Consider the following 12795-nt stretch of genomic DNA (forward strand, 5'->3'; position numbering starts at 1 on the left):
CCCCCGGCAGCGGCACGTTCTCGGCCGCCGCCGAGCTTGGACCGCGGTCCTATACGACGCGTCCGGATTCGCTGTCGCTCGGCAAGTTTCAGGAATATCGCGATCTCAAGGGAAACGACAGGTCGTCGGTGCTTCTCGAGCAGCTGTTTGTGAAATACTCGCCGGCGGACAGCTTCGCCGTCTACTCGCTCAGCGCACGCAAGCTGTTCGACCGCGATCAGAGTGCGTGGTTGCTGGCGAAGAAGCCCGGCGACTACGACTTCCAGTTGCGGTGGGATCGGATCCCGCACACGTATTCGACCACGGCCCGGTCCCCCGGGAATGAGCTCGGCACGCCCGGCTTCAACACATTGCCGGCGGTCCGGCCGGACTCCAACGCCTGGCGCAACGCGCCGTACATCGGACCGATCCGCAATCAGGTGGATCCAATCAAGGCCTCGCTCGCGCTGACGCCAAACAAGTACCTCGATTTCAAGGCGGACTTCACGCACATCTCGAAGAACGGCGGCCTGCCGCGGTCGATCTCGTTCTCCGGATCGAGCGGTCCGCAGCGCGAGTACGTCTCACCGATCGACCAGCAGATCAACGACGCCCGCATCTCGCAGGCCTTCACGTCCGGCGACCGTTCGCCCGACGGTCCGCTGTCCTTCATCAAGAGCTATCAGGTCAACGCGTCCTACGCCTACTCGCGATTCGACAACGCGATTCGCTCGACGATGGTCGACAACCCGCAGATCAGCGTGAATTCGTTCGCCAACGGCACGGCAACGGCGCGCGTGTCGCTCGAACCGAGCAACTTCGCGCAGACGGCCAGCGCCAATGGGTCGATGTTGCTGCCCCTCCGGACATACGTCATGGGCGCCGTCACCACTTCGTGGGCGCGGCAGAACGACCGCTTCTTCCCGCAGACGTCGAACGACTCGCTCGCCCGCGACCCGAATTACAATTTGGTCGGCAGCTACAGCCGGCCGAGCCTCGACGGACGCATGCGCACGTCGACCTACACGATGTCGGCGACGACGCACCCGATCAGCGGGCTGACGCTCGTGGCGCGATACCGCTCGTTCGACCTCGGCAATCAGACGCCGGCGTTCTCCATTCCGGCCATGATCGTGAGCGACCGCACCGTCACCCTCGCCGATTCGGAGCGGTTCGAGCCGCACCCGTTCACGAAGGCGAACACCAATCTGAGCTCGACGTATCTCGTCGTGCCGGGGTTGGCCCTGTCCGCCGGATTCGGCCTGGAAACGTGGGAGCGCGACACTGCCGTGCGGAACATCGCGAAGACCACGGAGCGCATGCCGCGCGCGAGCATCGACTTCACGTCCTTCGATTGGTTCAGCCTTCGGGCGAGCTATCTCTACGGATCGCGACGGGGCAACACGCCGTACACGGAGTCGATCACCGAAATCACCGGCTTCCGCCGCTTCGACGAGGCCGATCGCAATCGAACACGAGTCTCCGTGTCCGGCACCGTGAATCCGATCGATGCCGTCACGATCGGGCTCATGATCGAGGCGGGAACCGACAAATTCCCGAACTCACTCTACGGCGTGCAGCGCGACAACAGCCTGGCCAAGGGGTTGGACATCGATTTCAGCCCGTGGAGCTGGTTCAGCGCGAGCGCCGGCTGGCTACGCGAGGACGTAAAGGACAGCGCCAACTACCGGTATCGCACCGGCGCGGTCGGCTCGGCGACCTACGACAACGCGAGCTACCGGTGGATGAACACGAACAAGGACAAGAACATCACCGTGTACGCGAACGCCACCGCGACGCTCGTTCCCGACAAGCTCGAGCTGCTCGGCAGCTTTTCGCTGATCGACTCGCACTGGCAGATGTTCAACAGGAACCCGGTTCAGCCGACCGGGGGGACGGCCGCGCAAAATCTGGCCGCGATAGCGCAGGACTGGCCCGAGGTAAGCCAACAGTTGCAGCCACTCTCGCTCGGCCTCCGGTTCCGATACTCGCAGGATTGGGCCGTGACGTTCCGCGTTCAGGCCGAGCGCTACAAACAAGACGACTTCCGCACCCTCGCGCCGGAGTTCACGACGACTGGCTTGAGCAACGGCGTGCCGCTGGCGGTGCCGTGGGGACCGGGGGACCTCCCGGGCACGATCGGCCAAGTCGCCGGCTCCGCGAACGGCCAGTACCACTTTCTCGGCAACAACTATCACCCGTACACGGCGAGCCTGGTGACTCTGCTCATCAGCTATCACCCGTCGCTGATGCCGTTCGTGAAGCCGAGATCGACCTTCTGATCGAGACGCCGCCATCGGCGCGTCAGCCTTTCCCGGACTGCCGACGCTGAAGCAATCACAGCTTCACGTGCGCGCTGGAACTCGCCGCGTCGGTCGCGGATTACCCGATTGACGTCACGGTCCGCGGAAACATACTGGCATCGTGCGCGGTTGTTGCCCCGTCCCAGTCATCGAGCGCGAGCAACAATCGGCCTTTCTTCATCGCTCGACGAGAGGGATTCAGTCATGCGCAAATCGTCACGAACCGCGCCCTTCATCGTGCTGTCGGCGGTTTTCTTCGTCGTCGCTTGCGGCGGCAGCAACGATGCGACCACTCCCACCGGCCCCGTCACGCAGCCCAGCAGCGTCGCCTCCGCCATCACGGCCGGCACGTGGGCCGTTGGCACGCTGACCCAGAACACCGAAGACAAGGCCAATCAGTTCTCAGGCTATACGTTCACCTTCTCCCGCACGGGCGACGCCGAGGCGGGCTCCGTCACCGCGACCAAGGGGGGGAACACCATCACCGGCACCTGGAGCCACGCCGCCGCCGTCACGTACTACGGAAGCACCTCCACTGAATCGATGGTGCTGAGCCTCGGCGCGTCATCGCCGTTCGCCATGTTGACGAAAACCTGGAACGTGGTGTCGAACACGACCAGCACGCTCACCCTCGTGAGTCCGGAGGTGGCGGAGAACATGCACCTCGTGTTCATCAAGCAGTAGTCGCCGTCAGCGCACGACCAGGTCGCCTCTGAGTCGGATGTCGCGCGACGACGCACCGATCAGAACGCGGAATGTGCCCGGCTCGACCAGCCAGTGGAGATCGCGGTCGAGCATCTGTAGCTGCTCGCGGCCCACGGTGAACGCGATGTCCTGCCCTGCACCCGGAGCGAGGTGCAAGCGTCGGAAACCGCCGAGCTGCATGACCGGACGAGCGACCGAGGCGAGCAGGTCGCGGACGTAGAGCTGCACGACCTCGTCGCCGGCGCGTGTGCCTGTGTTCTTGACGCGGCACCGGACGATCGTCGAACCGTTGGCCGCGATCTCGGGCGATTCGATCGAGAGGTTGGAGTACTCGAACGTCGTGTAGCTCAATCCGTAGCCGAAGGGAAAGAGCGGTTGTCCGGTGAGATCGAGATAGTCGTCGCCGCGGCCGGTCGGCTTGTGGTTGTAGTAGAGAGGCAGTTGCCCCTCGAACATCGGCCACGTCGTCGGCAGACGGCCGGCCGGGTTGTAGTTGCCGAACAGCACGTCGGCGACGGCGCGGCCGCCGAACTCGCCGGAATACCACGCGTCGACCACCGCCGGTACGCGGTCGAGCCAGCGGCTCATCGTGATCGCGCCACCACCGACGAGGACGACGATCGTCGGCCGGCCGGTCGAGGCGACTCGCTCGATGAGCTGTTCTTGATGACCGGGCAGCGAAAGCAGCGCGCGATCGCGGAATTCTCCCTCTTCGATTCCCGCGACCACCACCGCCACTTGCGACCGGCGGGCGACCAAAACGGCTGAATCGATCTTCCCGCGCCAGTCGTCCACGACCCCGGCATCCCACACGAGCTTCACCCGCGCGTTGCCGGTGCTCTCGAAATACTCGAGCCGGATGTCGTGCGAGCTCCCCGGCGCGAGCTTCACGCTCGCCAATCGCGATCCGTACGAACGCTTCTCCCAGTCGTCGATCAGCAGCTTGCCGTCGAGATAGAGACGGTAGCCGTCGTTCGCCTCCACACCGATGCGTCGTACGCCGCCCGTGGGAACGGTGATGCGCCCAGTCCAGCGCACCGAATACCAATCGAACGGAATGCCGCGCCCGGGCGAATTGAGCGTCCACCCGAAATCGACCCGCGCGTCGGTCCGAGCGAGTCGCGGGCGTCCGTCGAGATGATTGTTGTCGAAGTACTCGCCGTACAGTCCGCGTGCGGCGCGACCGCTGTCGGTGGACGACAATGCCTCGGGCGGCACGACGACGTACTCACGCGCAAATCGCCCGGGCCCCGGTGCGTAGCGCACGACACCGTCGGGAATGCGCTCTCGGAGTGCCGCCGTGATCCCGTCGAGGATCGAGATCTTGGCGTTCCCCGGACCGCTGTACCCGCCGAGCCGCGCCTCGACCGCGTCCGTGCCGATCACGGCGATCGATCGAATCGACTTCGCGAGCGGAAGCGAGCCGCCGTCGTTCTTCAACAGCACGATCGATGCATGCGCCGCGTCGAGGGCGAGGGCGCGATGGGCCGCGCTGCCGTTCACGAGCTTCGCGCTGTCCGCGTCGACGTACGGATGCTCGAACAGGCCGAGCTCGAACTTCGCGCGCAGCACGCGCGCCACCGCGGTGTCGATCACCGAGTCGGGGATGAGCCCGCGCTTGAACGCGTCGAGGTACGGCCGGTGCTGGGGCCACGAGCTCTGGAAGATCACGTCGAGCCCAGCGTTCAGCGCGTCGCTCGTCGCGGTGGCGGTGCTCGCCTCGGTGTGGTGCAACACCGTCGCGCCGCCCGTCGCCGCGGCATCCGAGATGACGAACCCTTGAAAGCCCCAATCGCGGCGCAGCTTGTCCGTCAGCAGCCCGCGATTCTGCGTCGCCGGCGATCCGTTCACCGAGTTGTACGCGCTCATCACCGACCGCGCGTGTCCCTCGAGAATCGCGGCGCGAAAAGGCGGGTAATACATCTCGTCGAGCAGCCGCGCGTCCAAGTCGATCGGGTAGCTGTCGCGTCCGCCGTCGCCGAAGTTCGCCACGAAGTGCTTGGGCGTCGCGACGACACCGGCCTTCTCGAACGCGCTCACGAACGACACGGCCATCCGCGAAGAGAGCAGGGGATCCTCGCCGTACGTCTCCTCGACGCGCCCCCATCGCGGATCGTTTCCGATGTTCACGACCGGCGACAGCACCTGCCGGATTCCTCTGCTCCGCGTTTCGTCGGCGATCGCCGCCGCGACGCGCGACATGAGCGAGGTGTCCCACGTCGCCGCCATTCCGATCGCAGCCGGAAAGGCCGTGGCGCCGGGGCGCACGAGTCCGTGCACCGCTTCCTCGAACGGGATGATCGGAATGCCGAGCCGAGTCCGCTCGACGAAGTAGCGCTGGATGTCGTTGATGCGCTTGGCGTGGGCGCGGGCGGGGTCGGTCGTGTCGCGCGCCGGCGAGATCTGGAGACCGAACACGCCGCGCGAGTAGTCGTTGGCGGGATCGTCGAGGTCGCCGGGAATCATGAACAGCTGCCAGAACTTTTCCTCGAGCGTCATCCGCCCGAGCAGATCGCGCACCCGTTCGGCGACCGGCCTCGACGGGTCGCGATAGGACGCTCCTTCAGTCGATTGCGCAAAGGCCGCGCTCGCCGTCGCGAGCAGCGCAAACGCGATTGGACCGACTAACTTACGAGATATATGGGTGCCCAACGCGCCCATTGGCCACATCCATAAGGAGTCGCTTGTGACACTCGGCGTGGGACTGCTCCCGATCGTCCCGATTCTTCTCCTCCCCTTCATCCTCATCATCTTCGTCATCGTCTTTCCACTCTGGATCGTCGCGCTCGGCGTCGTGGGACTGATCCTGCTCATCGTCGTCGGCGCGGACAGCGTCGCGCGCGCGATGAACGTTCACTCACTCGAGCCCGCAGCGCGAGGAATGCGCGTCGCTTTCCGGTGGGTGCTCACTTTCGGGGGCCTTGCCCGATCGCAGGCTGAACGCGAAGCCGAAGCGGCTCCGATCACTCATCGTTGAGCACCAACGGTCGCGTGTGTCATGGCCCGACCTGGCGCTCGAGTCTCAATCGCCAAGCGTGCATCAACAATTTTGAAACTGACACGAACGGATGAAACTGAAAACGAAGACGACAAGAATCAGAACGCCGGGAGTCTGAACACGTAGCTCGCCTTCACGAAGAAGGCGTCGTCGGTTCGACGGAGTGTCCGGAACGCGAGGGGGTCGGTCTCCGAGAGATCCCCGCCGTATCCGACGAAGAAGACTGTGCCTGGGCTCGGGCGGTATGAGACGAGCCAGTCGGTGCGAAGAGTGTTGGTCGCCGACGCCGTCGAGGGTGTGAAACCGGTCGAGCCGCTCAGGAGAAGTATTTCACCGGTTCTCGGATCCACCAACGCGCCGCGTTTCGTCGCCGTGTACTGTGACACGACGCGCACGAAGAGCGGACGCGCGACCTGGTACTCGACCTTCATGCGAGGGATGCGCGTGTACGCGCTGCGCACGCCGTCGCTGCGGCGCGTGAACGCGCTGCCCGTGTACGTCAGTGCGGCGCGGATGCGGCCGTTGGGGCGGAGGTCGAGCTCTCCGTTGACATCCGTCCGTCTGACGCGCGACGTCTCCAAAAAATCGACGTCGTTGCCGAGCGTCGTGCCCACCGACGCGGCCCACGTGCGGTACTGCGGGGTGGCGATGCTCAAACCGTTCACCACCGTCTCGATGCGATCCGACGGAGCGAATGGCGTCGGTGCGCCGCCGGACGTCGTCGCGGGCACGTACAAGCCGGCGTACCGTGTCGGATCGAAGGCGTAGCTCGAGAGCTTCGGCGTCAGGTTGACGTTCCAGCCGCCGCGCAGCGTCCAGCTCATCATCGGAGTGAAGTGATCTTCGAGAAGACGCCTGCCACGGAAGAAATCGTCGTAGCTCCAGAGCGCGTTCTCCATCAGGAACACGTTGAACCGTTCGATCAGCGCGCCCGGCTTGCCGTACAGCGTGATCCGGTTCGCGGCGTTCGGCTGCACGAATCCGGTGCGCGGCACGAACCCGTTGTCCGCCCTGAACTCGGGGCTGATGCCGAGGACGTTGTAGTGAAAGCCCCAGCTGCGCCCTGTCGCGTCGAGCACCGCTTCCCACATCGGCCCCGACGTCGCGACGCCGTTCTCGCGCGTGACGCTCTCGACGGCCTGAAACTGCGCGAAGTAGATCTTGTCGAAGACGATGTGCGTGTCGCCGCCGAACGCTCTGTTCTCCATGCCGCGCGAAACGCGGTCGCTGTAGAGCAATCCGGCGAATGACTGGTCGCCGATGTCCTGACGCAGGCGCACGACGTCGACGAGCGGGTGTTCGCCTGGAGCACCACCCCCTGACTCATCGACTGCCGACAACACCGCGACATCCGCGCGATCGAGCTTTCCCGTCAACTTCACCGCCGCGTCGGGCCGCACGATCGTGCGTGTGTAGACGAGCGTGTTGGGCACGTTGAACCGATCGGCGCCCTCGACGAAGAACGGACGCTTTTCCGGATAGAACAGCGCGAACCGTTGATCGGCCGCGATCTGCGTGGCGTCCGCCTCGACCTGCGAGAAGTCGGGGCGCGCGGTTCCGTTCAAAACGAAGTTGCTGCCCAGCGTCCACCGAATGTTGCCGCCGAGTCTCGGCGCCGGCGCGTAGCGCCAGGTGTCCATCGACGGCGAGCAGCAGGGCGTGCCGTTCACGGTGTTCGTCGCCTCGGGATTCACCTCGACGACCTGCCCGTGCCGCATTCCCGAGAGATCCGTCAGATATCCGGCCTGTCCGATGAAGGACGCCGACGCGCGCTTCGCCGGCGTCCACGTTTCCTCGTAGCCGTTGTGCTGAACGTGTCGGTCGATCTGCAGTCCCCACCGCTGCGGCGAACCGAGCGGATAGCGCAGGCTGTTGAACGGAATTCGAATCTCGACTTCGTATCCGCCCTCCGTGACGCGCCCGCGCGACTGCCACAGGAAGTCCGCGCTCAGATCGTTCTGCCCCGGCGCGACGTTCGAGCCCGGGATGAATCCGCCCGATTCGTTCTTCGTCCCGTCGGCCTGAACGCCGAGCGGGTTGACGATGAACACGAACGCGCGATTGCGCTCGTCGAACGTGTCGAGATGGATCTCGACGTTGTCGTCGGTCGAGACGCGGTCGCGGTCGGCGAGCGTCGCGATCACGTTGCCGTGCGGCTCGAACGCGCGAATGCCGAAATAGATCGCGTCCGCCGAATACCACACGAGGACTTCGGTCGAATCAGGCGCGGGGCGCGAATCGACGGGGGAGTATTCCGAGAATCCCGTCAATAGAGCGGCACGCCGCCAGATTGGTTCGTCGAGCCGGCCGTCGATCGTCACCGCGGCTTCGCGCTCGTCCATCTTCGGCGGCGGGACAGAGATGTCGCCCGCGCGGCCATTGTGAACGCCGGGCGGGGCTGGGGCGGGAACGGCGCCGGCGAGCTGCATCGCCGCCAGGAGGGGAAAAAGCATCAGCCAAACCTAGGCGAGAACCCTCCCGCCCGCTCGGCGCATCGCCGATATTGGATCCACTTTCCATGGAGTCATGCGCGATGAGTATCCTGCGGGCCGCGGTCATCACGCTCGTTGTTTTTTCGAGCTCGGTCCTTGCTCAGCCCGGGCGCCCGGCGGGGCGGGGGCAGGCGCCGCCGGGGCGACCCGCGCCGCCACCGCCGGATCCATTCCGCTTTCAAATGATGGGACCCGCCGAGGGCGGGCGTGTCTCGGCGATCACGGGCGTGCCGGGCGACGCGAAGGTCTGGTATGTCGGCGCGGCGTCGGGCGGCGTGTGGAAGTCGATCGACAGCGGCGCGACCTTCCGCCCCATCTTTGACTCCGTGGGCGTGCAGGCGATCGGCGCGCTCGCCGTCGCACCGTCCAAGCCGTCGATCGTTTGGGCGGGCACCGGTGAAGGTTGGGCGATTCGCGACGCCGATCTGATGGGCGACGGCGTATACAAGTCGGTCGACTCCGGCACGACGTGGCAGCACATGGGCCTCGACGAGACCGGCCGCATTGGGCGCATCATCGTACATCCGACGAATCCGAACATCGTCTTCGTGTGCGCGCTCGGCCGCGCGACGGGCGAGCAAACGGAGCACGGCGTCTACCGCACGACCGACGGCGGCAAGACCTGGAAGCTCGTGCTGACGCTCGGCGGCAACTACGGCTGCTCGGGTCTCACGCTCGACGTGAAGAATCCGAACGTGCTGTTCGCCGGCATGTGGCACGTCATCATGCACACGTGGGCGATGTACAGCGGAACGCAGGACTCGAAAGACGGCGTGTACGTGTCGCGCGACGGCGGCGACACGTGGAAGCAGGTCGTCGATCCAGGACTCCCGCATCCGCCGATCGGCAAGATCGACGTCGCCGTCGCGCCGTCGAATGGAAAGCGCGTCTACGCGCTGATTCAGACGGCGGATCAGGGTTCGGTTTGGCGCTCCGACGACGGCGGCGCGAAGTGGAAGGTCGTCAACTATCAGCGTCAGCTCATTGGCAGAGCCGGCTACTACATCAAGCTCTTGGTCTCGCCGTCGAATCCGGACGAGATCCTGCTCGCGAACAGCAGCTTCTTCCAGTCGAAGGACGGCGGCAAGACGTTCGTCGAAGTGCCGTGGGGCGGTGACAATCACGACATCTGGTTCGATCCCAAGAACGCGAACCACTTCGGCCTCACCAACGACGCCGGCGCGCGTCTCACGAACGACCACGGCAAGACGTTCCAGAGCGTCTCGCTGCCGATCGCGCAGATGTATCACGTCGCGGTGGACAACCAAATTCCCTACTGGATCTACGGCAACCGACAGGACAACGGCACGATGCGCGGCCCGAGCACGGCGCCTGAAGGTGCGACCGCGACGCGTGGCATCGCGGCCGGCGCTGGACGCGGTGGCCGCGGCGGCGGACGCGGCGCAAATGCCGACACGACCAATGGCCGTGGACGCGCGGGACGAGCAGGTCAAATCATCGCCGAGGCTGGCCGCGGCGCGGGTGTTCCGAGCGCGCCGGGTGGCGCGCGTGGACGCGGCGGTCGTGGCGCGGGGGCCGATTCAACCGGTGCTGACTCGACCGGCGGCGGCGGCGGTCGCGGCGGCGGCGGTTTCGGAGGATTCTCGACGTGGGATCACGGACTCGGCGGCTGTGAGTCGGGGTTCACGCTTCCCGATCCCACCGACGCGAACATCGTCTGGGCGAGCTGCTACGGCAACGAGGTCACGCGCTACGACCATCACGACAAGCGCGCGCGCTCGGTGAGTCCGTGGATCCACACGCTCGACTCGCCGCCCGACAAGCTCAAGTACCGCTGTCACTGGACGCCGCCGCTCGCGATCGATCCGTTCGATCATGGCACGGTCTACTACGGTTGCCAAGTCGTATTCAAGACCTCTAACGCCGGCCAGAGCTGGAACGTCATCAGCCCCGACCTCTCGACGCGCGACCCGAAGTTCGTCGTCTCGTCGGGCGGCATCGTCGAGGACAACCTCGGCCAGTTCTACGGCGAAGTCGTCTTCGCGATCGCGCCGTCGGACATTCAGCGCGGCCTCCTCTGGGCCGGCACGAACGACGGCAAGGTCTGGTACACGAAGGACTCGCAGAACGGCGGCGAGAGCTCGTGGGTCGACGTGACCGCCGGTCTCACGAAAGCTGGAATGCCGTCGTGGGGCACGATCCGGAAGATCGAGCCGTCGCACTTCGATCCAGCCACGGCGTACGTCGCGGTGGACTTCCATATGATGGACAACCGAAAGCCGTTCATCTACAAGACGACGGACTTCGGCGCGACGTGGACGAACGTGACCGGCGATCTGCCGTCGGCGCATCCGCTCGACTACGTCATGGCGGTCACCGAAAACCCGAACAAGCGGGGCATGCTGTTCGCGGGCACGGGCCACGCCTTCTACTACTCGACGGACGACGGCGCGCACTGGAGGAACTTCAACGAAGGGCTTCCGCACACGGCCGTGTCGTGGATCGTCGTTCCGAAAATGTGGCACGACGTCGTCGTCTCGACGTACGGCCGCGGCGTGTTCATTCTGCGCGACATCGCACCGTGGGAGAGCGAGCCGCAGACGATCGCCGCCGGCGACGACAGCGTTTCGCTCTACGCGCCGCACCCGGGGTACCGGCAGGCGCGCAGCGGCCGAGCGGAGATCACGTTCAAGTTGGCGAAGGCGACGCAGCGCCCGGTGAAGGTCGAGATTCTCGATTCGGCGGGCGCCGTGGTGCGCACGCTCAATTCACCGACGCGGGCCGGGTTCAACCGCGTGCAGTGGGATCTGCGCTACGACCCCCCGCGCGTCGTCGCGCTCCGCACGCCCGCGCCGGACAACCCGCACATCTTCCAGGAGCCGCGGTTCAACAACCGCACGACGCGCCCGATCACACACTGGGGTATTCAAGGCGCGCAGACGTCGGGCCCGCTCGCCGATCCGGGCACGTACACGGCGCGACTCACGGTCAACGGGGCGACGATCACGAGCAAGCCGCTCGTGATTCTTCAGGATCCGGAGATCAAGACGTCGTTCGCCGACCTTCTGGCGTCCACCGCCGCGCAGCGCCGCGTCCGCGACGACATGAACGCGAGCGTCGATCTCATCAATCGTCTCGAGGTGATGCGTAAGCAGATCCTCGACCAGCGCAAAGCGAACTCGGAGAAGCCCGACGTCGACCGGGCGCTCGCCGACCTCGACGCGAAGATGATGAAGGTCGAGCTGCTCCTGCTTTCCCGCTCGGACCTGAACGGCGACGACAAGTATTACGTCGAGCCGTACAAGATTTACATGAATCTCATCTGGCTGAACGGCGTCGTCGGCAACGGCGCCGGCGACGTCGCCGGCGGCGCCGACTACCGCCCCACCGACGCCGCCATCGCCTGGCTCGGCGACATCGAGAAAGACCTCACCGCTGCGAAGGCGGCCTACAAGGCACTCGTCGACACCGACCTCGCGAGCTTCAATACAGCCATGTCGGGGAAGATCCCGGCGATCACGGACACCATCCGTCCGGTCGTGCCCTAAGGCGCCGCGCATTAAACGGGATCATTGAGCGGTCCAGCACTCTCGTCGTCAGCGACAGCGTCAGCGTCAGTTTACTGCTGCCTGTCGCCGACGACTTCGTTTTCCAAGCCACGTCGCACGACCCTCTTATCGACGAACAGGTCGAGGATCTGCCGCGCCAGGGGCAGTCTTCGCGTTTCCGTCGCTTTTCAGTTCAACCCGTTTTGCAGTTCAGTTTCGCGCGGCTCCCCGAACGCCACGACGCAACTCAACAGGCCAAACCGAGATCAAGCAGCCGCCACGTCCGACGTGCAGTTGGGGCAGCGCGTTGCGGCCTTCGGGATCGACAGTGTGCAGCGCGGGCAGGTCTTCATGTTGTCCGGCGGCGGCACCGGCTTCGCGTACATCTTGCTCGCCATGCGCACGATCATGAAGACGCAGAACGCGACGATGAGAAAGGTGACGATGGAGTTGATGAACGCGCCGTAGTTGAGCGTCACGGCGCCGGCCTGGTGCGCCAGGGCGACGGTGTTGTACGGCCCCGGTGGATTGCCGTCCTTCAACGTGACGAAGAGGTTCGAGAAGTCGATGTGGCCCAAGGCGAGCCCGATCGGCGGCATGATCACGTCGTCCGTTAGCGACTTCACGATCGTCCCGAACGCCGCGCCGATCACCACGGCGACGGCCAGGTCCAGCACGTTCCCGCGCAAGATGAACGCCTTGAAGTCCTTGAGCATCGTCGCTTCTCCGATGGAAGGGAGTTCGTCGACCGGCACACCGATCGCCCGAATCTGCCCCCTCCCCGAACCGATGTCGAGGGAGACAAAACG

Annotated in this window: 7 protein-coding genes; 4 read left to right on the top strand and 3 right to left on the bottom strand. The window is 65.3% G+C overall.

Translation table 11 applies throughout. The features are described from left to right. Together VGQ44_13595 and VGQ44_13600 are read left to right on the top strand one after the other, a co-directional pair. On the top strand, nucleotides 1–2261 hold a 2261-nt coding region (locus VGQ44_13595; GenBank protein HEV8447858.1), incomplete at its 5' end, for an MtrB/PioB family outer membrane beta-barrel protein. Nucleotides 2262–2486: 225 nt separating this feature from the next. Beyond that, nucleotides 2487–2966 (top strand): hypothetical protein, encoded by a 480-nt coding sequence (locus VGQ44_13600; protein ID HEV8447859.1) that lies wholly within the window; start codon nucleotides 2487–2489, stop codon nucleotides 2964–2966. 6 nt (nucleotides 2967–2972) lie between these two features. On the opposite strand, the gene VGQ44_13605 is transcribed toward VGQ44_13600, so the two are convergent. Next, nucleotides 2973–5648 (bottom strand): glycoside hydrolase family 3 N-terminal domain-containing protein, encoded by a 2676-nt coding sequence (locus VGQ44_13605; GenBank protein HEV8447860.1) that lies wholly within the window; start codon nucleotides 5646–5648, stop codon nucleotides 2973–2975. A 25-nt stretch (nucleotides 5649–5673) separates the two neighbouring features. Between VGQ44_13605 and VGQ44_13610 the strand changes: the two genes are divergently transcribed. Beyond that, on the top strand, nucleotides 5674–5964 hold the full coding sequence (locus tag VGQ44_13610; GenBank protein HEV8447861.1) for a hypothetical protein: 291 nt from the start codon (nucleotides 5674–5676) through the stop codon (nucleotides 5962–5964). 119 nt (nucleotides 5965–6083) lie between these two features. On the opposite strand, the gene VGQ44_13615 is transcribed toward VGQ44_13610, so the two are convergent. Beyond that, nucleotides 6084–8438, bottom strand: coding sequence for a DUF5916 domain-containing protein (locus VGQ44_13615; GenBank protein ID HEV8447862.1), 2355 nt, complete (start codon nucleotides 8436–8438; stop codon nucleotides 6084–6086). An 80-nt stretch (nucleotides 8439–8518) separates the two neighbouring features. Here VGQ44_13615 and VGQ44_13620 point away from each other — a divergent pair, with 80 nt between their 5' ends. After that, nucleotides 8519–11986, top strand: coding sequence for a hypothetical protein (locus VGQ44_13620; GenBank protein ID HEV8447863.1), 3468 nt, complete (start codon nucleotides 8519–8521; stop codon nucleotides 11984–11986). Between the two features lie 266 nt (nucleotides 11987–12252). Here VGQ44_13620 and mscL read toward each other — a convergent pair whose 3' ends face one another. Beyond that, the gene (gene mscL, locus VGQ44_13625) at nucleotides 12253–12741 is read right to left on the bottom strand and encodes a large conductance mechanosensitive channel protein MscL (protein ID HEV8447864.1); all 489 of its coding nucleotides are present in this window, start codon (nucleotides 12739–12741) and stop codon (nucleotides 12253–12255) included. Nucleotides 12742–12795 lie beyond the last annotated feature (54 nt).

The sequence above is a fragment of the Gemmatimonadaceae bacterium genome (assembly GCA_036003045.1).
GTDB lineage: Bacteria > Gemmatimonadota > Gemmatimonadetes > Gemmatimonadales > Gemmatimonadaceae > JAQBQB01.

Bases quoted from the DNA above. Each gene is read 5' to 3' on its own strand.
- VGQ44_13600 (HEV8447859.1), top strand. From the start codon at position 2,487: ATGCGCAAATCGTCACGAACCGCGCCCTTCATCGTGCTGTCGGCGGTT.
- VGQ44_13605 (HEV8447860.1), bottom strand. From the start codon at position 5,648: ATGGGCGCGTTGGGCACCCATATATCTCGTAAGTTAGTCGGTCCAATC.
- VGQ44_13615 (HEV8447862.1), bottom strand. From the start codon at position 8,438: ATGCTTTTTCCCCTCCTGGCGGCGATGCAGCTCGCCGGCGCCGTTCCC.
- VGQ44_13620 (HEV8447863.1), top strand. From the start codon at position 8,519: ATGAGTATCCTGCGGGCCGCGGTCATCACGCTCGTTGTTTTTTCGAGC.